This window comes from Shewanella sp. 38A_GOM-205m (assembly GCF_000518445.1).
Classification (GTDB): domain Bacteria; phylum Pseudomonadota; class Gammaproteobacteria; order Enterobacterales; family Shewanellaceae; genus Shewanella; species Shewanella algae.
In genome coordinates this window covers 1-21,935 of record NZ_JADP01000024.1, presented here as the reverse complement: position 1 = coordinate 21,935, position 21,935 = coordinate 1, and the positions used below count along the sequence as shown (strand labels likewise).

Here is a 21,935-nt window from a genome sequence, read left to right as displayed (position 1 = left end):
CATGCTCAGTGCCATTATCCGTTTTTCCCTGACTCAAAGGCTGTTTACCCTGATAACAGCGCTGCTGCTCTGTGGCGCCGGCGCCTATTCCTGGCTGGGGCTGCCGCTGGACGCCTTTCCGGATATCTCGCCGACCCAGGTGAAAATCATCCTCAAGGCTCCCGGCATGACAGCCGAAGAGATAGAGGCCCAGGTGACAGTACCGGTTGAGACTGAGCTACTGGGGATCCCCAAGCAGGCGATACTGCGTTCCACCAGCAAGTATGCAATTACCGACATCACTCTGGACTTCAACGAAGGCACAGATATTTACTGGGCCAGACAACAGGTGAGTGAACGCTTGGCGGCGGTATGGGACAAGTTGCCCGCCGATCTGGAAGGCGGCGTTGCCCCCATGAGCACCCCGCTCAGTGAAATCTTCATGTTCTCGCTGGAGAATCCCTCGCTGTCGCTGCTGGAGCGCCGTCAGTTGCTGGAATGGGAAGTCAGGCCGCTGCTGCGTACCGTGCCCGGAGTCGCCGATGTCAACATTCTCGGCGGTTTTGCCAAGACACTGCAGATCACCCCGGATCCCGTCGCCCTGGCTCAGGCCGGTATCAGCCAGGAAGAACTGATAGCCCGTATCGAGAGCAACAACAGCAACACGGGCGCCGGACGCATCACGCTAGGCACAGATAACCTGACGGTTCGCACCGAAGGGCGCATCGACTCACTGGAAGCCCTGCAACAACTGGTGATTGCCACCAATCAGGGCGGCAGCTATCGCCTGCAGGACCTCGCCAGGGTCGAAATAGGCCATCTCAGCCGCTACGGCGCCGTGACCCGTAATGGTGAAGAAACCACAGAGGCCTTGATCGTCGGCCTCAAGGATGCCAATACCGACCAAGTCATCAAACAGGTACGGGAAAAGCTGGCCCAGATAGAAAAGACCCTGCCCCCAGGCAGCCAGCTGAATGTGTTCTACGACAGGGCCAACCTGATAGGCACAGCCATAGGCACCATTTCAGATGCCCTGTTTGAAGCCGTGGTGTTGGTTATTCTGTTACTGGCGCTGTTTCTCGGCAACTTGCGGGCTGCGCTGGTGGTATCACTGTCGCTGCCACTGGCGGCACTGGCCACCTTTATGCTGATGCGCTACTTCAATCTGTCGGCCAACCTGATGAGCCTCGGCGGTCTGGTGATCGCCATCGGTATGTTGGTGGACTCCTCCGTGGTGGTGGTGGAGAACATGGTCAACCAAATTGCCGGCGGCAAACGCCTGCCCAGGCTGCACCTCATCTACCGCGCCACCAAGGATGTGGCCGTGCCTGTGGTTTCCGGCACCCTGATAGTGATCATAGTCTTCTCACCGCTACTGACCCTCAGCGGCCTCGAAGGCAAACTGTTCACCCCAGTGGCTATCACCATAGTGTTTGCCATGCTGTCGGCACTGGCACTGTCGCTGACGGTGATCCCCGTGCTGGCCTCCTATCTGGTCAATGAAAAAGCGGCCAACGAACCCAAGGCCATCGGCTGGCTCAAGGCGTGCTACCTGCTCAGTCTGCAGTGGGTGTTACAGCACGGTAAGGCTTTTTGCGCCACGGCACTGGTGGCACTGGTACTGAGCCTGGGGCTGTTTACTCAGGTGGGTAAAACCTTTATGCCGACCCTGGATGAGGGTGACATTATTCTGCAGTTGGAGAAGTCCCCATCGATTTCGCTGCAGGCCTCGCTGGCACTGGATACTCAGATAGAGCAGCACCTACTGGCCACTGTGCCCGAGATACGCCAACTGGTCGCCCGCACCGGCGCCGATGAACTGGGGCTGGATCCCATGGGGCTGAATGAGACAGATGTCTTCATGGAACTTAAACCCGTGGAGGAGTGGCGCTTTGCCAGCAAGGAGGAGCTTATCGATGCCATACGCACCGAAGTGCTCAAGTTTCCGGGGATCAATTTCAACTTCACCCAACCAATCCAGATGCGGGTCTCCGAGATGCTTACCGGCAGCATAGGCGATGTGGCAATTAAAATTTTCGGTGAAGATCTTGAGACGCTTTCAAGATTGGCCAGCGAGACGGCACACCTGACCAGCGCCACTCGCGGCAGTCAGGATGTCAAAACCGCCATGACCGAAGGCAGCCCCTTTATCAACCTCCGTCTCAAGGAGGGTTTGGCCCGCAGTTACAACATGAGTGCCGATGAGTTTGGCCGCTATCTCAAGAGCCAACTGGAAGGCCTGGCCATAACCGAGATAATCCAGGGCAAGAAGCGAACTCCCGTGCTGATCGCCCAGGCAGCAGATGGTATCAACAGCCTGCCGCAACTGGAGCAAAGGCTATTGGTAATGCCGGATGCCAGCCTCAGGCCCCTTGGTGAACTGGCGCAAATAAGCTATCGCGAAGGGCCGATACTGATTGAGCGCGAGCAAGGCAACCGCTTTGCCGTGGTCACCACCAATGTCAGCGGCCGCGATATCGTCGGCTTTGTTGAAGAACTACAGGGCAAGCTGGCCGCTGAACTGTCTCTGCCCAGCGGTTACAGCCTGAATTTCGGTGGCGAGTTCGAGAACCAGCAACGGGCAACCCGTAACCTGTTGCTGGTGGTGCCCGTGGCGCTGATGCTGATCAACCTGATCCTGTTCACCACCTTCGGCAATATCTCCAAGGCCTTGCTGATCCTGGCCAACGTCCCCTTTGCCATGATGGGCGGTATCTTCAGCCTGTTTATCTCGGGCGAATACCTGTCGGTGCCAGCCTCAGTGGGCTTTATCGCCCTGCTGGGGGTAGCCGTGCTCAACGGCGTGGTGATGGTCAGCTACTATGAACAGTCGCGGCATCTGTTTGCCAGCCTCAGTGAGCGGGTCGAACAGGGGGCCGCCCGCCGACTACGGCCGATTCTGATGACGGCCACCACCGCCATGTTCGGCCTGATCCCGCTGGCCTTTGCCACCGGGCCCGGCGCCGAAATTCAAAGGCCGCTGGCAATTGTGGTCATAGGCGGGCTGATCACCTCCACTATCACCACCCTCTATCTGTTGCCACTGCTGTATCAAACCCTGGAGAAACGCCAATGAAACAACTCTTGGTGCTGATAGTGCAGCACAATCTAAAAGACGATGTGGTCGACACCCTGATGTCGCTGGACTACCTCTCCGGCTTCAGCCTGATCAATATCTGTGGCTTCAGCCGCGAGCACAGCCACTTCAATCTCAAGGAACAGGTGGAAGGTTATCGGGAATTCTACAAGTTTGAGGTGATGCACCCGCAAGAGTCACAGCAGGCGCTGTTGCAAACCCTGGCGGAAGTTTGCCGCCACAACCCCTGCCGCTATTGGATAGTACCGATAGCGACAGACGGCGTACTGGGTCAGGACTGACGGGGTTTGAGCCAATACTGGCCGGCGATGGCCAACAGGCAATAACCGAGAAAGAACCAGAAGCCCGACTCCAGGCTGGCGTGGGTGTGAACCAAATCCCCCATGCCGGCCGAGGCGTTGCCGGCCATATAGGTGATGATAAGCGCCACCACAAATACGTCGGCCATGGACCATTTGGCAATGGCCGCGGTAATACTGTCGATGATCTGCAGCACCTTACTGGACAGCGGCGCCTGAGCCAGCAGCATCAGCCCCAGCTTGCAGGCCGGCACTATCACGGAAAACAGCATCACCAGCGCCGCCACCAGAGTATTGCCGTGTTGATGCAGCTCGGTCACTGTGCCCCAGATACTGCGGGTCTTGTTGAACACCTCCATTTCACCTTGAAGATTGTTCAGCCCCAGCATACCGCTAATCATCGCCAGCATTCCCCTGGCACTGTCGCGTCCGGAACCATCACTGACGGCTTCGGCAATCATGTCCAACCCGGCTTCGGTCAGCTCGGCCTTTTCCACCGTGCCGCTGACACTCAAAATAGGTTGAGTCACCCCGGGGATCAGCAAGGCCAGCGACAATAACAGGGTCATGATAGGTAAAATTCGGCGCATCGGGGTCACTCCACAAACTCAACAAAAAGGCCCACCACTCGGCGGGCCCATCAGTTTACCCAGTTTACCGCCAGATCAATAGAAGGGCTTGGGGTCGACATCCAATGAGCTGGGCGATACACCTCTGTCTATGTTGAGATCCGACTTTTGCAGATCCACCATGGTCACATCGGTATATCGCTTAAACTTCAATGAATAGAAGCACTTGACTATGGGGTGCAACACATCTCTGTCTTTGGATTCCCAGACTATGCCCACTCGGCCATCGGACAGTTGCACCAATGAACCGACCGGATAGACACCGATACAACGGATGAATTCGTACACCAGGCTCTCATCCAGATGAAAGGGCGTCAAACTGAGCAGAATCTTAAAGGCGGCTGCCGGGCTCATCGCCTCTTTATAGCAGCGGGTGGCGGTAAGGGCATCATAGATATCCACGATACAGCTCATACGCCCATGCAGCGGCAATGCATCTCCTTTCAGGCCCCTTGGGTAACCACGGCCGTCGAGTTTTTCATGGTGCATCAGACACACATCCTTGCTCACTTGAGACAAGCCCTTGGCCTGTTCCATGATCTCGATGGCATAGGCCTGATGCAGTTTCATGTGCTCAAACTCTTCCGGCGTCAGCTTGCCCGGCTTGTGCAGTATCTTGTTATCCACCTTGATCTTGCCGATGTCGTGGAGAATACCGCCGATGGCCAGCTGTCTGAGCATCTCACGATCTAGCTTGAGATACTTACCGAAGGTGATCAGCAGGAAGGCAACATTGACCGAATGTTCCAGCAGGTAGGCATCTTTGGATCTCAACGCAGAAACGCACTTCATCGCATCCGAGTCGAGCATCACCGACTCGATCATATTGTCTGCCAGTGCCGCAAACGGCTCGACTTCTATCGCCTTGCCTTCGAAGGTTTCACTGAGGACTTTGCGCACCAAGCCCTTGGCTTCTGTCAGTAGCTGTTTGGCCTGACCTATTGCCAATTGATGGTTCACCGAGGTTTTACGGGGATGGTGATTGAAGGCCGGGCGTTGTTTTTTCAGGCCACAGTTGTCGCTGGAACGCTCCACATCGACCCAGACAAAGCGGATGCCGCTGTTGCTGAGTTTAGTGATTGCCTGGCGGCTCCTGATCTGGCCGGCATTGGCTACGGCCAATTGGCCGTTGTTCTCAATGGCCGAGACATACATGCCTATCCCCAATTGAGTGACGGGCAACTTCAAAAGGGCTGCTGTCGATACCACATCGGTCATTCTTTCACTCCGGCAAATGCTTTTGGCCTCAATCCGAAAAACGTTTGCCAGGGGTTAACGACTCTCCAACAAATGTCACTCGGCTTTGCCTTATTCTAGAAGCCAAAGCCGGAAATGCCTATGCATCCTAGGGGGTAAAATTTGTCTTTATGATGCCAATCTCATTCAGATATTGGGCCAAGACATTGAAAGCCTTCACTCAACCAGCGGCGATACTGGCAGTTGTAACAGGAGCGAGTGACATCATCTATCTGTTCATCTTCGTCATCTTCGGCAAAACAAACACACTGGCCGGCCACCTCTCGGGCGGCCTGCAGATTGCTGCTGCCACCGAGAAACAAGCGTTTGCCCTGCTTTAGTTCAAACCATTGCTGCATTCAGAACTCCTTCAGCTGCTGTTTGCCGGCATTGTGCCACTCGGCGCCACGTTTGCTGACCAGGAGGGCAAACTTATGCTCGGCCCACACCGCTTTGACCTTGCCGCTGAGCCAGACAGTGTCGGTTTCCTGCAACCACTCACCATCTGTGGTCAATACGCCATCCAGCTCAGAGCGCTTTAGTATGTCGGCAACGCTGAAGGGCGCCGCTTCATCTGTCTGGCCAAATTTCAGTTGGCCTTTTACTCGGCCATCATTCCCTGTGAGCCTGAGCCCTAGGCCCGCCAGCGCGCCGATAACACCCTGCCCTGTACCGCCGTGCTCGCTGAGACTGATACCCAAGTGTTCGGCCAAGCCGTAGGCTTGCTCCTTGGTCTTGACCTCTTGCTTGGCCTCACGGCCAAAAGCCATCAGTGCGTCCTGGCCGCTGAAATCGGCCAGAGACAAGAGCGCCAACCCAGGGTCGGCGGCGCTGGCTGATTCCCTGAGAAGATGAGCTATGGCCACCTCACGTATCGTCTCTAAAGTAAGCTCGCCACGATAACCAAAGCACATGGCACTATTGTGGGAAGTGTAAGGAATATCCGGATGCACATAGAGCTGATGCCGGGTCACCAGGGAGGTTTGCCCGCATTGCTGGGTCAACAATTCAGCAATCTCGGAAGCTATCTCGCCGGTGCCTTTGGTGCCAATATCATCGGTATCGTCTATACAAATCAGCCAATCTTTCATCAATAAACCTTAATCAATCTGTCTGGGTATCTTTGTGGAGGAGATCGTGAGCCTTGAGGCGTCTCAAAACGGGGGGCACCAGCAGGGCCCCGACTATGGCAAAGGCTCCACCTTGCAAACACTTGAGACCAAAGCGCACCAAGGCCACCTGTTCACTCATGCCCACCAGCAAATCCTCTACCAGCCCTTTAGCGGCCCAGGCGATACAGCCCACCAATGCCAGGGCGATGAAACGCCAGCGCAAGTTGAAAGCATTGGCCAGCAGCAAAAGCGCCAGGTCCATCGACACAGCCGGAACCAAGAATTTGAGCAGAATAAGCGGGCCGCCTTTGCCCACGCCCAAGGTCATGGCAACCACTCCGGCCAAGGCGCCGCAAGCTGTCATGGCGCCCATGCGTCCGACAATGCCGTAACAGGTGAGATAGAAAAAGCTCATCAGCAACATAGAATGTCCCGACAAGCCGAGTTTCAGCCTGAGCATACTCTTGACTGCCACCAATAAGGTGGCACAAAAGCCGATGAAGAGCGCATCCTGCAATTGAAATCCTTTGATTTTATTTGTTGCCATGTTCACTCCGGTTGTCCTGCCAATGGGTCGGCTTGGAAGTGTGGCCAAAGTGGCGACTCTTGGCGGCAAGCGCCATCTGTTTGGCCAATTTAAGCAGTTGGATCAAGAGGGGAAATAACACACAGTAGGCCAGTTCAGGCCAGTTGCGGGGGTTGAGCAGTTGCTTGGGCGCAATTCGCGCTCCCCGCAGCCGCTGCAGTTGGTAGATCTCGGCGATCTCCTGGGTCATAAAGGGCAGCAGACCTATAGAAGCGGCCACCACAAAGGCCCATTTAGCCGGCATGACCAGGCATAATACCTCACCGATCCGTTCCGGGCGCACGGTAACCGATAGCCACCATCCCGGCAGCAGCGCCAGGGTGATACGGGCTACAGCCAAGGTACCTTGTCCCAGCTGCTCGCCACCATGCATCAGTGCATACAGCCCCAAAGTAAAACCGAGTTGCAGCAGAACAAAGCGGATTACCCCGCCTATGGCACCGCGCTGCAGCATGCCATGAACCACCAAGATCAGATTAATGGCCGCCAGCCAAGGAAGCTGCGCCTGAGGCAGGAGAAAGGCTGCCGATGATAGAGTCACTACCAAGAACAAGGCTGTGGCACTGCCCCACAAACCTAAATCCAGCCCCTTGGGAGAAGCACGGCCGTGGCGCCGTCCTTTAGCCCACACAGGCAACCTCCTTTGGGGCAAACTCGATTTCCAGTTGGCCTTGTTGCAACTGCCACAGCTGACTACAAGGTAAGCCCGGCAGGGGTCTGTGGCTGGCAATCACTATGCTGCCACCCTGTTCCCGCAGATAGTTGAGTATCTGCCAAAGCTGCCCCAGATGCTTGCCATCCAACCCCGCCAAGGGGTCGTCCAACAGCATCAAGCTGGGGGTTAAACAAGCGATAGAGGCCAGGGCAATCAAGTGCTGCTGCCCATAGGAAAGCGTGTGGGGCGAGCTTTGAGCAAGATGCAGCAAATCGAGCTGCTCAAGCAGGCTCTCGGCCCGGGACAGCGGCAGGTCGAAGCGGCGCAGGCTGAACTGCATCTCCTCTATGACTGTGGCTTCAAACAACTGACGGTTGGGGCGCTGCATCAACAGGCCCAGCATGGGACCATAAACACCTGGCTTGGGCTTACGGCCAAAGACCCGCAGTGGCATTGATGCCACTGCGGGTTGAATACCGGCTATCGCCTTCAGCAGGCTGCTCTTACCCGAGCCGTTGTTACCCACCAGAGTAACCAGCTCACCGGCGCCCAAAGACAGGCCCTGCTGACACACAAACAGGGGCGAATGCCCCTGATAACGAAATTCAAATGAAGTGGCACTGACCAGTTCCCGACTTCGGTCCGGCTCCAGGTGTTTCAAATGGCTGGCGGATTCGACCCGGTAACTGCCGGATAGCAGGCGCCCTTGGTCCAGGTACCAGAAGTGTTCAACAACCGAGGCAAAAGCCTGGGGATTATGCTCCACCAGTACCACAGCCATACCTTCAGCCAGCAGGTTACGGATTACTGCCAGCAGTTCATCGACACCGGCGTCATCCAACTGCGCCCAAGGTTCATCCAACAGCAGTACCGCCGGCTCACTCACCAACTGGGCAGCGATCATCAGGCGATATTTCTGTCCGAGAGACAGCTTGCTGACTTGAGTTTCCAGCGAGACAAACAACCCCACCCGGCGCAATGCATGCTGCACTCTGGAGATCATCTGGCCGCTGGGCACACCGAGGTTTTCCAAGGCAAAGGCCACTTCGGCCCCGACTGTCTGGCGCAGTATCTGCACCTGGGGATCTTGCATCACCAGGCCCACCAACAACCCCTGACGGCGGAAAATGCCACCTTCACAGGGACGCCGTTGCAACCCGGCAAGTAAGGCCAGCAGACTGGATTTACCCGAACCCGTGGGACCACTGATGCAGTGGCAGGAGCCGGATTCTATTTTTAGATCCAGATCCCTCAATATCAAGGGCTGCAAACAGCCATGATTGAAATTGATCCCTTCGAGTTCGAGTAAGCGCATTATCAGATCTGCCAGTTAATCCCAACAAAGACTTGTCTACCTGCCTGAGGCAGAGAATCGCTCTGATAGTAGTTCTCGTCCAGCAGGTTGGTGGCTCGTAAATAGAGCTCTAGCTTATCTTTAAGCAAAGGCTGTACCAGATTGATGTCTACCAGGGTGTAATCATCCAGTGATTTCTCCTGCCACACCTTCTGACCGCCGATCTTCTCCTGCTCGTAGTAGTTCTGATCCATGATGCGTTCCACATTCAGGTGGATTCGGGTCTCGGTAGGCAGCTTGTAACCCAGTTGGAAGCGCAGCTGGTGCTTGGGACGATAGTCCAGACCATCAAAACCTGTGCTGCTGTCTCTGTCTTCGGCATGCAGATAGCTGTAACTCAGACTCAGATCCAGATTCTCTATGCTGTTATTGGACAGCACAGTATCCAAACCCTGGAAGCGATAGTTGCCCATGTTCTGATACATGCCACTGGCATCTTTGGCAATGTAATCATCGGCATCTGTGTGATAGAGATAGAGTTGCAGCTCGGTATTCATACCCAGGCCTTGCTCCAGTCCCAACTCAACATGCTTGGAGATTTCCGTCTCCAGTTCCTGATTGCCTGAAGACAGGGAGTACAGGTTGCGCATGGATGGGAAACGCACCTTCCGAGCCACACTCAGGCTCAGGCGGGTATCGTCAGCCGCTTGCCAGAAACCTGAGGCCAGCGCCGAGTAATCGTTCTCGTTGCCTTCGGTCTTGTCCATATCGTGGTAAGCGCCGCCCAGAGTAAAGCCCCAATCGCCTTCCGACTGGAACTGATACTCGGCCGCCGCAGTATAAACCCAGGCCGAATCATCGAAAGACTCACCGCTGCCACCACCTGAGCCATTACCGCCCCCAGAACCTGTACCACCGCCAGAGCCGTTGCCGCCGCCTGAACCAGTACCACCACCTGAGCCGTTACCGCCGCCTGAACCAGTACCACCACCTGAGCCCTTGGCTGCTGCAACCTTGCTGCTGCCGGACTTGGAGGAACCGAAGCTTTCGGCTACCGCTTCCCAGCTCTGCTTTTCAGCAATTACAGAGGTGGTCAGGATACCCGCGGTGTCGAAGTCGGTGATCAGCTGCAGGTTTGCCCCCTGTACTTTGGAGCGGCCGTCCTGAGCCTGGGTCAGCTCAGCGTAGCTGTTGTCGCCGTACACAGTTTCATAGGTGTCGCTCTGGTTGTGATACCCAAAACCCCGGAAAGTGAAAGTATCATTGAACTTATGTGCCAGACCCAGCTGGAAAGTCTGTGAATCATAGTCATCGACACGCTCAAACTTCACCCGGCCGCTGCCGCTGCCATCTCTTGGTGGCTTGCCCCACTCGCCTGAACGCAGCGCCATATTGGCAATGAGTTGAGTATTGTCACTGAGCCAATAGCTGCCTTGGGCGTACAGATTGGTCAGCTCTTTATCTGCGTTGTTGCGCTGGTATTTATCTTGATATTCAGTGACTTGATAGTCAGAAGACATGGGGAAACCATCAGTGTGCTGATAACCCGCACTGATGAGTCCCTGCCAGTTGTCGCCCGAGCCGGCGGCACTGATATCACCCTTGAAGGTATCGTCCTTGGACAATTCCAGGTTACCGGATACAGCCGGGGCGCTGTCGCCACGCTTGGTGATGATGTTGATAACACCACCGGCGCCGCCTGGGCCATAGAGTACTGAAGTTGGGCCAACGGAGACTTCGACTCTGGAAATCTGGCTGGTTGGGATCACGCTGGGATCAAACTGACCATCATCGGCACTGTTGGCCGGTACACCGTTGACCAACAGGGTCACATGGCGGGTTTTGAAACCACGGATATCCACCCTTGGCGTACCCTCGCCGCCGTAACGTACGTAAACACCGGGAACATTTTTCAGCACTTCATCCAGGCTTTGGGCACCCAAGGCCTTGATTTCATCTTCGGAAATGCTCCAACTTGTAGTGGCAACTTCAGTGGCGTTGGCACGCTCACCGTGCACCACTATGACGTCCATTGCATTGTTGACCAGTGGATCGCGTTCGATAGAGGCCGCATTGGCCTGCATGGCACAGCCCAACGCCAGTGCGAGGGCAGAGAGTTTTACCGGGATATGGGACATAAGGCTCTTCTGTCATTTCTGATTGGGATTATCCGGGCTATTCTGGCGCCGCCCAAAAAAGCTACAAGCTCAGTGACGGTAAAAACCAATACAGATCGACAAATTAATACAAAGGGAGTAGATAACAGAGTCTGTCGCGGACAGATTGTCCCATCAAGACAATTTGCCGAGCAAAAATGTCCACTCGTGTCACATTAACCTAAGCTGATTAATGGGATCATGCTACACGTCACACAGGCCCGTTCGACGGCTTGACACTCAAGGTGTGGAACTTTAGTTTGTGTTAAAGATACTGTTAGCCGGACGCTTTCTGCTTCCGGATCCCTTTGTTCGGATGTTCGGAGCTCCCCTTGTCTGCACTTACCCTGCCTAAGGCCATTTCGTCACTCAAAGACAAGCTGTGTCAACTGGCCAAGCTGACGCCAGCAGAGCCTATTGTCCAATTGGCCGCCGAGGTACAGGCAATTCCACTGATCTCCTGGCTGGCTTCCCAACCCAGCTATCCCAGAATTTATTGGCAAGGAAGAGACAGACTCGAGGAGGTTGCCGCCATCGGCTGCTGTCTGGATTTCCGCTTCGAAGATGAAGTTACAGACGAGGCCCTGGCCGAAATTTATGAAAAGCAGCGCGCCTACTCCAGTAATCAGGAGATCCGCTACTACGGCGGCGTCGCCTTCGACCGCGAAATCGCCTCCTGGCCCGAGTTTGGCCGCGCCAGATTCCTGTTACCCAGAATAGAGCTGAGACGCAGTTCAGATCATTTCCGCCTCTTGGTTAACCTGAATCTGGGCCAGGCTGACAGGCAAGCGGAAATAGCCCAGGCACAAGCCGCGCTGGATGCCTTGGTTCCGGCCCGCCCCATGACGCCACCGACCAAGACAGAACAGCTGTCACGCAATGACAGGCCCGACTATCCACGCTGGAAGACACTGGTGGAACAGGTGACTGCCCCCAGATTCAACCAGGACACCCCCAAAGTAGTGCTGTCGCGCCTGACTCAGCTGCAAGTGAAAGACACTCCGGATCCCTGGCAGGTGTTGGCCAGTTGGCAAGGGCGCAACCCCAACAGTTTTCAATTCGGCTTCGAATTCAGCCCCGAGCGCAGCTTTATCTCCTGTTCGCCCGAGCGTCTCTATCGCCGCCATCAGCAGGAGCTGTATACCGAAGCACTGGCGGGCACTACCATTCGCGGCCTAAGCCCGGAAGAGGATGAACTGCTGGCACAGCAGCTATTGGATGACAGCAAAAACAGCCATGAAAATCAGCTGGTCAGGGAGCATATTGTCAAGGCTCTGACTCCGCTGAGCCGCTATGTTGGTGCCGATGAGACACCAACCATCTTCAAACTCAACCATATTCAGCATCTGCACAGATCGATTCGCGCCGAGCTACGGCACGGGGTAAAAGATTTTCAACTGCTGCAGGCCTTGCACCCGACACCGGCCGTCGGCGGCCTGCCACGGGAATCGGCCATCAGTTTTCTGCGCCAACGGGAAGGTTATATGCGCGGCTGGTATGCCGGGGCCTGCGGTTATCTGAATAAATATGAGAGTGAATTTGCGGTAGCCATCCGCTGCGCCCTGCTGGAGCCCGGCTGCATCAATCTGTTTGCCGGCGCCGGTATAGTCGCAGGCTCAGACCCGGAAGCCGAATGGCAGGAGCTGGAAAACAAGCTCGCCACCATAATGTCGATTCTGCTGGATTTCTAGGGTGATGGCTGTTCCTGTATCCTCAGTTGCAACTGCTCCAGGCTCTGCTGTTTAATCTCCGCCAATTCCCCGGAACGCTCCAACTGTTCAAAGCCTTGGTCGAACAAGGCCTTCAGCTCGAGCCCTTTGGGATTATTGGCGAAGGCAAAATAAACATCTGCCCGTAGCACATCCTCAATAAGCACCAATCTTCTGGGCTGTTCCAACTGTGGCAACAGCGGCAAGATGTCCGGCTTATAGTCGAGCACGGCATCGATTTTTCCTTCATTCACCTTGCGCAGCATTTCCAGCAGGCTACTGTTTTCCTGATAGTGCATGGGTACCTGGGTCAAGGTAAAAAAGCGATAGGCGATCAGAGCCTGAACCCTGCGATGGGTCAGTGAGTCCATTCCTTGCCAAACACTGGCCAGCTCAGGGGTCACCGCGGCATCTATCACCTCGGTTTCTACCTTTTTGGCACTGTAAATCCCCTTGGAGATATCCCCCAGATAGAGCCCCAACACCATGTCCACCTGTTCACGCTCCAGCATGTAGAGGGAACGGGGAAAGGGAACAAACTGGATTTCCAGTTGCCATTCCGGCTCGGGAAAGACCCTTCGCAACAGCTCAAAATAATAGCCTTCGCCATTGGTTTCGGTATAACCGCCCCAACTGGCGGTAGCTATCTGGATCTTGGTCGGTTCGGCAATGGCCGGCCAAACAAAAGTCAGCAAGGCCAGCAGCAGGCAGCAGATTCGATTCATTTTACTCTCCTGTCTTCCTTTTCAGTGTAGAGTAGCTTGAGATGGACTGGACATTTTTTACGCTTCCCCCTTGTCAGCCGGATTATGGGCACTATAATGTGCGCCCTTTCGGTCGAACCGAAGATGCGGGTTCCCTCACCCCGCCCAGCCAACTAAAAAGGTCACAATATGTTAATGTTAACCGGCGCGCAGCTCAAACGCGCACTGATCCTCTTGGTCAGTTTTCACATCCTTATTATCAGTGCCAGTAACTATCTGGTACAGCTCCCATTTCAGCTATTCGGCTTCCACACAACCTGGGGTGCCTTCAGCTTTCCTTTCGTCTATCTGGCAACTGATCTAACGGTACGGATATTCGGCCAGGCCGCCGCCCGGCAGATCATCTTCAAGGCCATGCTGCCGGCATTGGTGATCTCCTATGCCATGGGCGCACTGTTTCATCAGGGTGATTTTCAGGGGCTGAGCGCCCTGTCGGACTTCAATACCTTTGTATTCCGTATCGCCTTTGCCAGTTTCGCCGCCTATCTGGTGGGCCAGCTGATGGATATCGCAGTGTTTGCCAGAATTCGCCGCCAGTGTGCCTGGTGGGTCGCACCGGCAGCCTCAACCCTGGTGGGCAACCTGGTGGATACTCTGGTGTTCTTCAGTATCGCCTTCTTCGCCTCCAGCGACCCCTTCATGGCCGCCAACTGGCCGGAAATCGCCGCCGTGGATTACGGCTTCAAGCTGTTGGTCAGTCTGGGGCTGTTCCTGCCGGCCTATGGCGTGCTGCTGCGGGTACTTCAGGACAAGATCTTACAGACGGAAAACCAGCAGCAATTCTCCTGATGCATTCAACTGGCCAGACCTGTTATAATTTTGGCCAGTTTTTATCCCGCAACCTGTGACATTTTGCGGTCCGTTGAGAGAATGATGATGTACTCCATTGAAATCAAAGCTATTACTGAAATAGATCAGCAACAGATCGATGAGATCATGGCCTTGAGTGCCCAGATCCCCGAGTTTGATTCCGGCTACCAAAAGCAGGAGTTCGAGCGTCGACTGACAGGCAATGCCTGTTTGTTGTTGTTGGCCTTTGTGGAAGGTGAGCTGGCGGGATTCAAGCTGGGTTATGCTCTGGATGAGCAGTGTTTTTACAGTTGGCTGGGCGGTGTATTACCCGATTATCGCAGTCTGGGACTGGCACGCAGCATGCTTGAGGCTCAGGAACGCTGGGCCACCCAGGCCGGCTATAAGCAGATCCAGGTCAAGACCCGCAACCAGTTCCGCTCTATGTTGAATATGCTGATCAGCCATCAGTATCAAGTGGTGGACTTCCGCGCCGAGCCTGGACATATTGCCGACAACCGTCTCTATCTTGAAAAGAGCATGTACTAAGGAAATCTTGCAAAGGACTTAGTCCATTCCTGCAAACCACGCCTTACATCCAGACCTGTTAGCCGACGCAGAGCACAGATGGGGCTTGTTCGTACCTTACCTAAAAAAGAGTACGCCAACCGGCGTACTCACAAAGACTGCAGGGAAGCAGTTCTTAAAACGCTTTGCTGATACCTATTACCAATCTGTCATCGAAGATCTCTGTCTGGGTACCATAAACCTTGTGGTCTGATTCAACTGTACTGCCGTGGTAGCGCAGATCCAGGTTGAAACCATAGAACTCCTTACTTACCCCCAAGTTCCAGTGTCCCCATCCCTCAGCACCATTGCCGTTCAGGTCCTGATAACCGACAGAACCGGAAACCTTGATACCGTTCTCGAAACTGTAACTGGGGTGCAGGGCATAGTTGACCCCGTGCCAACCATCGACACCGAACCAGTCATCCACAGTCGGCGTCACTTCCAGTTGCAGATGGGCCCGACCGAAAGACTTGCCGAGTTTCAGCCACAGTTCTGTGTAGTTGGAGTAGGACGCGCCCGGATAGAGATAAGAGAACAGCATGACATCATAAGTGAAACCTGAATCACCCAACTCACCACTCTTGCCGATGAAAGGCGCTGTGACTATCTCAAGGTTGGGGTCGGCAAACTTGATGTTGGAGGCAAATACCCCGGCGTACCAACCGGCGTCATGGTTCCAGCTGAATGTGCCCTGGACTACAGGCACATCGCCATCCAGGGTTTCCGATTCGCCACGGAACACATAGTCAGAGGCAAAGGTCAGATTGCCGGCAAAACTGCCACCGGCGAAACGGGGAGCTTCGTCTGCCAGAGCCATAGAACTGCTGCACAGCAGCAAACCTGATAAAAACAGCTTATGAGTTGGGTTCATCTTTATCCACCAGAGCATGATTATTGTTAGCCCGGATAGTAAGAAGAAGTTGTGAACAGGGTTATCTAGATGAATGAACCATGGAGGAATGAATGTGAACAATTATGAATGACTGCGGCAACGCCGCAGTCATAACGGCTTATTCGAAGCCTTCGGGGCGCTTCACATACTCGGGGATCTCCAGCAGCATGTTGCCCCAGTAACCGAACAAGGCCTGATAGATAAAATCAATAAATATTATGTATTTACGAGGTAAGTAGGCCCGTTTGGGATAAGACAGCAACAGGGTGTTGTGTTCCATGGGAAAGTCTTCCAACACGGCTACCAACTCCCCCTTTTGCAAGGCTTCATCGGCGATCATGGGAGGCAGACAAGTGATCCCCAAACCGGCAATGGCCGCTTCCCGGGCCAAGGTAATATTGTTGACCTTGAGCTGTACCTCCGGAGTGATCACCTGCCACTCCTTACCATCGAAAATCTTCCAGCAACCATCATTGATGAGCTGGATCCCCCCCTGTTCTATGCCCTTGTGATGCCAAAGATCATCCGGGGTCTGCGGAGTACCGTGGCGTTTAAGGTATTCCGGACTGGCCATCAGGGTGGTGCTGGTCTTCACCAGTTGGTAATGCTGCAGGCGTGAATCTTCGATGCCACACAGGTGGAACAGTATGTCTATTCCTTCTTCAACCATGTCCACCTTGCGATTAGTCAGCTCAGCTTCTATGGTGATATCCGGGTAGGCCTCAAGAAAGCGGGCAAATACCGGGCCGAGAAATAGCTGCCCCATCTCGATCGGGCAGACCACCCTTAGGTTACCCTTGACCCGCTGCTGGTTGGCACTGAGCTGCGCCTCGGCATTTTCCAGGTCTACCAGTATCTTGGTGATCTTGTTGTAATACTCGGCGCCAGCCTCGGTTAACCTCAATGCCCGGGTGGTTCTGAACAGTAGCTGAACACCGGTCGCCTTCTCCAATTCGGCGACTTTACGACTGACGGTGGTCTTGGTAAGCCCCAACGCCTTGGCCGCGCCGGTAAAACTACCCTGCTCAACAACTTGAGCAAATATTTGTACCCTGTTTAGATCCATTTATTGTTGCACCTGTGGGACAGTGGGTTTATTTCTATGTGACTAATAAAATTATAGTGACAGTAGTAGAATACTCGCCTCGCGGTGGAGGATCCAGCATGACGCAGAGAAATTTATGCAGTTTTGCCTTGGTTCGCTCAACCATAAAACGCTTGCTATCGTTGGGAAAGAACTCTCTGCCTCCAGGGCAAAAACAGAATCTCTCCCCAACGGGCAAAAACGGGATTTGGATACATAAGTTGTTGAATTCATAAATCTCACAACTAAATGTAAATAAATGGCAATAGTGTCGTTTATTGATTAAAAAATTTTCATTCATTTACACTTTTCGCTTATCCTGTAGCTTGTTGATACAGAATGCTTGTGCGATAAATATGGGTTCGAAAATTTTGCTGGCTAACTGCGCCAGGAAGCCTGTCGTACAAGACATTTTTCCTTCCCGGCAAGCAGATACTGATTAGGAGTTATCATGCGGCATGTATTAAAAGTTGCCTCAGTTGTAAGTATGGCGTTATGGATGACGGCCTGTGGGTCGGAAGCTGAAAAAGCCAAAAGCAATCAGGCGGCCCCCGCTATGGAAGTCAGTGTCCTCGAAGTCAAGTCGGCTCCGCAGGCACTGCAAGTGCAACTGCCTGGGCGCAGCGTAGCTTTCCTTGAAGCCGAAGTTCGGCCTCAGGTCAACGGCATCATTCTGAAGCGCAGCTTTACCGAAGGTGGAGATGTGAAGCAGGGTGAGTCACTGTATCAGATAGACCCTTCTACTTATGAGGCGTCTTTGCAGAGTGCCAGAGCCGATCTGGCCCGTGCCGAAGCGGCTCTGGCGTCTGCCAAGGCAACTCAGGCCCGTTACCAGGAACTGGTCAAGACCAAGTACATAAGTAAAGAAGAGTACGACAAGGCAGATGCTTCCTATAAAGAAGCGCTGGCGGCGGTGGAAGTGGCCAAGGCGGCCATCAATACTGCAACCATTAACGTCAACTATACCGAAGTACAGGCGCCTATCTCCGGCCGTATCGGTAAGTCCAGCGTTACTGCCGGTGCTCTGGTGACCGCCAACCAGGCTCAACCTCTGGCGACTATCCAGCAATTGGATCCCATCAATGTGGATATCGTTCAGTCCAGCACCCAGATGCTGCGTCTCAAAAGCATGTTGAAAGCCGGTAAACTGCAGGCTTCCGATGATGCTGAAGTGACTCTGCTGCTGGAAGATGGCTCGACTTATGATCACAAGGGCCGCTTACAGTTTGCCGAAGTCAGTGTCGATCAGAGCACAGGTTCTGTGACTCTGAGAGCCGAGTTCCCGAACCCGGATCACACCCTGCTGCCAGGTATGTATGTTCGCGCCATTCTCAACACAGGTGTCGATCCTCAAGCCATTCTGGTACCGCAAAAGGCTATCAGCCGTAATCCAAAGGGTGAAGCTGTGGCCATGTTGGTTGGCGCCGAAAACAAGGTGGAAGCTCGGGTTATCAAGACTGCCGATGTCATCAATCACCAGTGGCGGGTTACCGATGGCCTCAAGCCTGGTGACAAACTGATTGTCGAAGGGCTGCAGAAAATCCGTCCAGGCATGCCAGTGACGGCTAAACCCATGACAGCAAACCAGTAATAACAGGGCGGAAGTTATGGCACGTTTCTTTATCGATCGCCCCATCTTCGCATGGGTGATCGCGATTATTATCATGCTGGCAGGTGTCCTGGCCATTAAGGCCCTGCCGGTTTCCCAGTACCCGGATATTGCGCCGCCAACCATTGTGGTTGCTGCCAACTATCCAGGTGCGTCGGCCAAAACTGTTGAAGACTCTGTGACCCAGGTGATTGAACAGCGCATGACAGGTCTAGACCACCTGCGCTATATCAAGTCCACCAGTGACAGCTTCGGTAACGCCGAAATCACTCTGACCTTTAACGCCGAAGCGGATCCCGACATCGCCCAGGTTCAGGTTCAGAACAAGCTGCAGGCCGCCATGGCCCTGCTGCCTCAGGAAGTAACGGCTCAAGGTGTCCGGGTTAACAAATCCAGCTCCGGCTTCCTGATGGTAGTCGCCTTTATTTCTGAAGACGGCTCCATGACCAAGGCCGACCTCGCCGATTACGTAGGTTCCAACGTTCAGGACCCCATGAGTCGTGTGCCCGGTGTGGGTGAAACCACCCTGTTCGGTGCCCAGTACTCAATGCGTATCTGGGTCGATCCTCTGAAGCTGACCAACTACAACCTGACAACTCTGGACGTGATCGCCGCGATCAGAGAACAAAACGCCCAGGTTTCTGCCGGTCAGTTGGGTGGTGCCCCTGCGGTTCAAGGCCAAGAGTTGAATGCGACTATTTCGGCCCAGAGCCGTTTGCAGACGCCTGAGGAATTCCGTAACATCATCCTCAAGTCCAACGCCTCGGGCGCCAACGTCTATCTGGGCGATGTTGCCAAGGTTGAGCTGGGTTCCGAGAGTTACGCCATTGAGTCACTCTATAACGGTCGCCCCGCTACAGGTCTGGCAATCAAGCTGGCTACCGGTGCCAACGCGTTGGATACTGCCGAAGCTGTTCGCGCCAAAGTCGAAGAGATGCGTCCCTTCTTCCCGGCCGGCATGCAGGTGGTGTATCCCTATGACACAACCCCCTTCGTGAAGAACTCTATCGAAGGTGTGGTTCATACTCTGCTGGAAGCCGTGGTACTGGTGTTCGTCATCATGTATCTGTTCCTGCAAAACTTCCGCGCCACCTTGATCCCAACGATCGCCGTGCCTGTGGTTTTGCTGGGTACCTTCGCCATCCTGTCCTTCACCGGATTCTCGATCAACACCCTAACCATGTTCGCCATGGTACTGGCTATCGGTCTCTTGGTGGATGACGCCATTGTGGTGGTGGAGAACGTTGAACGGGTAATGTCGGAAGAGGGCCTTAGTCCCAAGGAAGCGACCAGGAAGTCCATGGGCCAGATCACCGGCGCACTGGTGGGTATCGGTCTGACACTGTCAGCTGTGTTTGTACCTATGGCCTTCATGTCGGGTTCTACCGGGGTTATTTATCGTCAGTTCTCCATCACTATCGTATCGGCGATGGCCTTGTCGGTATTGGTGGCAATCGTACTGACTCCGGCGCTCTGTGCCACTATGCTCAAACCGCTGAAGAAAGGGCATACCCACGCCGAAACCGGTTTCTTCGGTTGGTTTAACCGCAACTTCGAGCGCATGACGGGTAAGTACGAAGGTACTGTTGCCGGCATCATCAAACGTTCGGTACGTATGAGTGCCATCTATCTGGCGCTGGTTGTGGCCGTAGGCTGGATCTTTATCCGCATGCCAACCGCCTTCTTGCCGGACGAAGATCAGGGCATTCTGTTTACCCAGGCGATTCTGCCAACCAACGCCACCCAGGAAAGTACCCTGAAGGTATTGGAGAAGGTCTCGGATCAATTCCTGGCAGACGAAAACGTCAAATCAGTTCTGAGTGTGGCAGGCTTCAGTTTCGCCGGTCAGGGTCAGAACATGGGTATCGCCTTCGTTGGACTGAAAGACTGGTCTGAGCGTACTGCTCCTGGCAGCGATGTTCAGGCGGTTGCCGGCCGCGCCATGGCGGTGTTCAGCCAGATGAAAGAAGCCTTTGTGTTTGCCTTCGTACCACCTGCGGTAATTGAGCTGGGTACGGCCAACGGTTTTGACCTCTTCCTGCAGGATAAGAATGGTCAAGGACATGAAAAGCTGGTTCAGGCCCGTAACCAACTGCTGGGCATGGCGGCTCAGAATCCCAACCTGGTGGGCGTACGCCCCAATGGTCAGGAAGATGCGCCCATGTATCAGCTACACATAGATCATGCCAAGCTGCGTGCGCTGAGTGTCAACATAGGTGATGTCAACAACGTGCTTTCTGCCGCTTGGGGTGGCTCCTATGTCAATGACTTCATCGACCGTGGTCGGGTGAAGAAGGTTTATGTTCAAGCCGATGCCAAGTATCGGATGCAACCTGAAGATCTGGACTCCTGGTATGTGCGTAACACCCAGGGAGACATGGTGCCCTTCTCAGCCTTTGCCACCGGCAGCTGGGAGTATGGTTCACCACGTCTGGAACGCTTCAACGGCCTGCCGGCGATGAATATCCAGGGTGCGACGGTTCCAGGCTTCAGTACCGGTGAAGCGATGAACATCATGGAAGGCATGGTTGACCAACTGCCTCCTGGCTTTGGTATCGAATGGAACGGCCTCTCCTATGAGGAACGTCTGTCAGGCAACCAGGCGCCTGCGCTCTACGCGCTGTCGATTCTGGTGGTATTCCTGGTACTGGCGGCCCTGTATGAAAGCTGGTCTGTGCCTTTCGCGGTAATTCTGGTGGTGCCTCTGGGTATTATCGGTGCCCTGATCGCCATGAATGGCCGCGGCCTGCCAAACGACGTGTTCTTCCAAGTGGGTCTGTTGACTACTGTGGGTCTGGCGACCAAGAACGCCATTCTGATCGTGGAATTCGCCAAGGAATACTATGAGCAGGGTGCCAAGCTGATTGACGCGACACTGCACGCGGTGCGGGTACGTCTGCGGCCAATTCTGATGACCTCGCTGGCATTCGGCCTCGGGGTTGTGCCACTGGCCGTCAGTACCGGCGTGGGTTCAGGCAGTCAGAACGCCATTGGTACCGGGGTACTGGGCGGTATGATCAGCTCGACCTTCCTGGGTATCTTCTTTATCCCACTCTTCTTCGTGGTGGTAGAGCGCATGTTCAGTAAGCGTGAGCGCGAAGAACGCAAACTGCGAAAACAGGCCGAGTAATTCGCCTGTCACCTCAAAGCCCGGCCTATGTGCCGCAACGTAGATCAGATAAGGATCGGTTGACCGATCCTTCTGATGAGAGACAATCGGAAACCTGTTTATAGGTTTCCGATTTTTTATGTCTATTCAAAACTGCTTTGCCGACTTTCTTGAAGAGAGTCCTGTTGATGTCGCTCAGCTAACCACCTTCTCCGAGCATATTCCTGACGAGTGGATTGCTAAAGCGGCAACACTTTCCGATAAAGCGACGATTCGTCGACGTCGCTTACCGAGTGATATGGTTCTTTGGCTTATTGTTGGAATGGCGTTTTTCCGCAACGAACCGATTGCCGAAGTTGCACGGCG

The 21,935-nt window shown here is 54.4% G+C and carries 19 protein-coding genes; 8 read left to right on the top strand and 11 right to left on the bottom strand.

Annotation, left to right across the window (positions count from 1 at the left end; translation table 11 throughout):
* The first annotated feature begins 1 nt into the window (after window position 1).
* The gene (locus N512_RS0113865; RefSeq protein ID WP_028780713.1) at window positions 2–3,055 is read left to right on the top strand and encodes an efflux RND transporter permease subunit; all 3,054 of its coding nucleotides are present in this window, start codon (window positions 2–4) and stop codon (window positions 3,053–3,055) included.
* Window positions 3,052–3,357: a DUF3240 family protein gene (locus N512_RS0113860; RefSeq protein WP_025009174.1), complete on the top strand. Its 306-nt coding sequence runs from the start codon at window positions 3,052–3,054 to the stop codon at window positions 3,355–3,357. The genes N512_RS0113865 and N512_RS0113860 overlap by 4 nt, the downstream gene beginning before the upstream one ends.
* Here the strand turns inward: N512_RS0113860 and N512_RS0113855 are convergent.
* The 8 genes from N512_RS0113855 to N512_RS0113820 form a co-directional block, all read right to left on the bottom strand.
* Entirely contained in the window at window positions 3,348–3,965 is a 618-nt protein-coding gene (locus N512_RS0113855) for a paraquat-inducible protein A (RefSeq protein WP_028780712.1), read from the bottom strand. The genes N512_RS0113860 and N512_RS0113855 overlap by 10 nt on opposite strands.
* A 75-nt stretch (window positions 3,966–4,040) precedes the next feature.
* On the bottom strand, window positions 4,041–5,222 hold the full coding sequence (locus tag N512_RS0113850; protein ID WP_025009172.1) for an HD-GYP domain-containing protein: 1,182 nt from the start codon (window positions 5,220–5,222) through the stop codon (window positions 4,041–4,043).
* 161 nt (window positions 5,223–5,383) lie between these two features.
* Window positions 5,384–5,599: a hypothetical protein gene (locus tag N512_RS0113845; protein ID WP_025009171.1), complete on the bottom strand. Its 216-nt coding sequence runs from the start codon at window positions 5,597–5,599 to the stop codon at window positions 5,384–5,386.
* Window positions 5,600–6,331: a DNA-binding protein gene (locus N512_RS0113840; protein WP_028780711.1), complete on the bottom strand. Its 732-nt coding sequence runs from the start codon at window positions 6,329–6,331 to the stop codon at window positions 5,600–5,602.
* Between the two features lie 13 nt (window positions 6,332–6,344).
* The gene (locus N512_RS0113835; RefSeq protein ID WP_037475108.1) at window positions 6,345–6,899 is read right to left on the bottom strand and encodes a hypothetical protein; all 555 of its coding nucleotides are present in this window, start codon (window positions 6,897–6,899) and stop codon (window positions 6,345–6,347) included.
* A complete protein-coding gene (locus N512_RS0113830; RefSeq protein WP_028780709.1) occupies window positions 6,886–7,569 on the bottom strand; it encodes an energy-coupling factor transporter transmembrane component T in 684 nt (227 codons plus the stop codon). The genes N512_RS0113835 and N512_RS0113830 overlap by 14 nt, the downstream gene beginning before the upstream one ends.
* Window positions 7,559–8,908 (bottom strand): ATP-binding cassette domain-containing protein, encoded by a 1,350-nt coding sequence (locus N512_RS23080; protein ID WP_037475104.1) that lies wholly within the window; start codon window positions 8,906–8,908, stop codon window positions 7,559–7,561. The genes N512_RS0113830 and N512_RS23080 overlap by 11 nt, the downstream gene beginning before the upstream one ends.
* A gap of 2 nt (window positions 8,909–8,910) precedes the next feature.
* Window positions 8,911–11,025, bottom strand: a complete 2,115-nt coding sequence (locus tag N512_RS0113820; protein WP_028780708.1) for a TonB-dependent receptor plug domain-containing protein — start codon at window positions 11,023–11,025, stop codon at window positions 8,911–8,913.
* A gap of 350 nt (window positions 11,026–11,375) precedes the next feature.
* Between N512_RS0113820 and N512_RS0113815 the strand changes: the two genes are divergently transcribed.
* Window positions 11,376–12,734, top strand: coding sequence for an isochorismate synthase (locus tag N512_RS0113815; protein ID WP_028780707.1), 1,359 nt, complete (start codon window positions 11,376–11,378; stop codon window positions 12,732–12,734).
* Here the strand turns inward: N512_RS0113815 and N512_RS0113810 are convergent.
* Window positions 12,731–13,477: a substrate-binding periplasmic protein gene (locus tag N512_RS0113810; RefSeq protein WP_028780706.1), complete on the bottom strand. Its 747-nt coding sequence runs from the start codon at window positions 13,475–13,477 to the stop codon at window positions 12,731–12,733. The two genes, N512_RS0113815 and N512_RS0113810, sit on opposite strands and share 4 nt — an antisense overlap.
* Before the next feature lie 168 nt (window positions 13,478–13,645).
* On the opposite strand from N512_RS0113810, the gene N512_RS0113805 reads away from it, so the two are divergent.
* Entirely contained in the window at window positions 13,646–14,305 is a 660-nt protein-coding gene (locus N512_RS0113805; protein WP_028780705.1) for a 7-cyano-7-deazaguanine/7-aminomethyl-7-deazaguanine transporter, read from the top strand.
* 87 nt (window positions 14,306–14,392) lie between these two features.
* Window positions 14,393–14,854, top strand: coding sequence for a GNAT family N-acetyltransferase (locus tag N512_RS0113800; protein ID WP_025009162.1), 462 nt, complete (start codon window positions 14,393–14,395; stop codon window positions 14,852–14,854).
* Window positions 14,855–15,008: 154 nt separating this feature from the next.
* On the opposite strand, the gene N512_RS0113795 is transcribed toward N512_RS0113800, so the two are convergent.
* On the bottom strand, window positions 15,009–15,746 hold the full coding sequence (locus tag N512_RS0113795; protein WP_028780704.1) for a TorF family putative porin: 738 nt from the start codon (window positions 15,744–15,746) through the stop codon (window positions 15,009–15,011).
* A 139-nt stretch (window positions 15,747–15,885) separates the two neighbouring features.
* On the bottom strand, window positions 15,886–16,833 hold the full coding sequence (locus tag N512_RS0113790) for a LysR family transcriptional regulator (RefSeq protein ID WP_025009160.1): 948 nt from the start codon (window positions 16,831–16,833) through the stop codon (window positions 15,886–15,888).
* A gap of 469 nt (window positions 16,834–17,302) precedes the next feature.
* Between N512_RS0113790 and N512_RS0113780 the strand changes: the two genes are divergently transcribed.
* The 3 genes from N512_RS0113780 to N512_RS0113770 form a co-directional block, all read left to right on the top strand.
* A complete protein-coding gene (locus N512_RS0113780) occupies window positions 17,303–18,442 on the top strand; it encodes an efflux RND transporter periplasmic adaptor subunit (RefSeq protein WP_028780703.1) in 1,140 nt (379 codons plus the stop codon).
* Window positions 18,443–18,458: 16 nt separating this feature from the next.
* Window positions 18,459–21,590 (top strand): efflux RND transporter permease subunit, encoded by a 3,132-nt coding sequence (locus N512_RS0113775; RefSeq protein WP_025888418.1) that lies wholly within the window; start codon window positions 18,459–18,461, stop codon window positions 21,588–21,590.
* 118 nt (window positions 21,591–21,708) lie between these two features.
* Window positions 21,709–21,935: transposase domain-containing protein (locus N512_RS0113770; RefSeq protein WP_037475130.1), on the top strand; the 227-nt coding region annotated here is incomplete at its 3' end.

Excerpts from the sequence above, each read along its gene's own strand:
- N512_RS0113865 (WP_028780713.1), top strand. The coding sequence starts at position 2 with ATGCTCAGTGCCATTATCCGTTTTTCCCTGACTCAAAGGCTGTTTACC.
- N512_RS0113860 (WP_025009174.1), top strand. The coding sequence starts at position 3,052 with ATGAAACAACTCTTGGTGCTGATAGTGCAGCACAATCTAAAAGACGAT.
- N512_RS0113855 (WP_028780712.1), bottom strand. The coding sequence starts at position 3,965 with ATGCGCCGAATTTTACCTATCATGACCCTGTTATTGTCGCTGGCCTTG.
- N512_RS0113850 (WP_025009172.1), bottom strand. The coding sequence starts at position 5,222 with ATGACCGATGTGGTATCGACAGCAGCCCTTTTGAAGTTGCCCGTCACT.
- N512_RS0113845 (WP_025009171.1), bottom strand. The coding sequence starts at position 5,599 with ATGCAGCAATGGTTTGAACTAAAGCAGGGCAAACGCTTGTTTCTCGGT.
- N512_RS0113840 (WP_028780711.1), bottom strand. The coding sequence starts at position 6,331 with ATGAAAGATTGGCTGATTTGTATAGACGATACCGATGATATTGGCACC.
- N512_RS0113835 (WP_037475108.1), bottom strand. The coding sequence starts at position 6,899 with ATGGCAACAAATAAAATCAAAGGATTTCAATTGCAGGATGCGCTCTTC.
- N512_RS23080 (WP_037475104.1), bottom strand. The coding sequence starts at position 8,908 with ATGCGCTTACTCGAACTCGAAGGGATCAATTTCAATCATGGCTGTTTG.
- N512_RS0113820 (WP_028780708.1), bottom strand. The coding sequence starts at position 11,025 with ATGTCCCATATCCCGGTAAAACTCTCTGCCCTCGCACTGGCGTTGGGC.
- N512_RS0113810 (WP_028780706.1), bottom strand. The coding sequence starts at position 13,477 with ATGAATCGAATCTGCTGCCTGCTGCTGGCCTTGCTGACTTTTGTTTGG.
- N512_RS0113805 (WP_028780705.1), top strand. The coding sequence starts at position 13,646 with ATGTTAATGTTAACCGGCGCGCAGCTCAAACGCGCACTGATCCTCTTG.
- N512_RS0113800 (WP_025009162.1), top strand. The coding sequence starts at position 14,393 with ATGTACTCCATTGAAATCAAAGCTATTACTGAAATAGATCAGCAACAG.
- N512_RS0113795 (WP_028780704.1), bottom strand. The coding sequence starts at position 15,746 with ATGAACCCAACTCATAAGCTGTTTTTATCAGGTTTGCTGCTGTGCAGC.
- N512_RS0113790 (WP_025009160.1), bottom strand. The coding sequence starts at position 16,833 with ATGGATCTAAACAGGGTACAAATATTTGCTCAAGTTGTTGAGCAGGGT.
- N512_RS0113780 (WP_028780703.1), top strand. The coding sequence starts at position 17,303 with ATGCGGCATGTATTAAAAGTTGCCTCAGTTGTAAGTATGGCGTTATGG.
- N512_RS0113775 (WP_025888418.1), top strand. The coding sequence starts at position 18,459 with ATGGCACGTTTCTTTATCGATCGCCCCATCTTCGCATGGGTGATCGCG.